The sequence below is a fragment of the Mesorhizobium sp. M7A.F.Ca.US.005.03.2.1 genome (assembly GCF_003997795.1).
Taxonomy (GTDB): Bacteria; Pseudomonadota; Alphaproteobacteria; order Rhizobiales; family Rhizobiaceae; genus Mesorhizobium; species Mesorhizobium ciceri.
This window is the reverse complement of record NZ_RZRP01001651.1, coordinates 1-387: the sequence shown is the minus strand read 5'-3', so window position 1 is coordinate 387 and position 387 is coordinate 1. Positions and strand designations below refer to the sequence as shown.

Here is a 387-nt window from a genome sequence, read left to right as displayed (position 1 = left end):
GACATGAACTGTGCGGCGATGGCCGCACGGGGTCAATCCTTGGAAGGACTGGCTTTGGGTTCGCGCCGCCAGCCGACCAGCTCGTCGAAGACGACCAGTGCCGCACCAACCGAAATGAAGGCGTCGGCAAGGTTGAAGACGGCGAAGGACCAGACCGGCGTGTGGAACAGGATGTAGTCGATGACGTGGCCGTTGACGGCGCGGTCGATCAGATTGCCGAGCGCGCCGCCGACGATCAGCGCAAAGCCGGTGCGGGCAAGGATCTGGGACGGCGCGATCCGGGTCGCCAGGAACAGCACGAAGGCAACGACGGCGAGCGAAATGACGATCAGCCCGGTGTCGCCGAAGGACGAGAACATCGAGAAGGCGATGCCGGTATTGTAGGTG

At 63.6% G+C, this 387-nt stretch carries 1 protein-coding gene; it reads right to left on the bottom strand.

Going from position 1 to position 387, the window contains the following annotated elements; all coding sequences use genetic code 11:
- Window positions 1-32: 32 nt before the first annotated feature.
- On the bottom strand, window positions 33-387 hold a 355-nt coding region (gene lspA / locus EN991_RS39640; RefSeq protein ID WP_127370701.1), incomplete at its 5' end, for a signal peptidase II.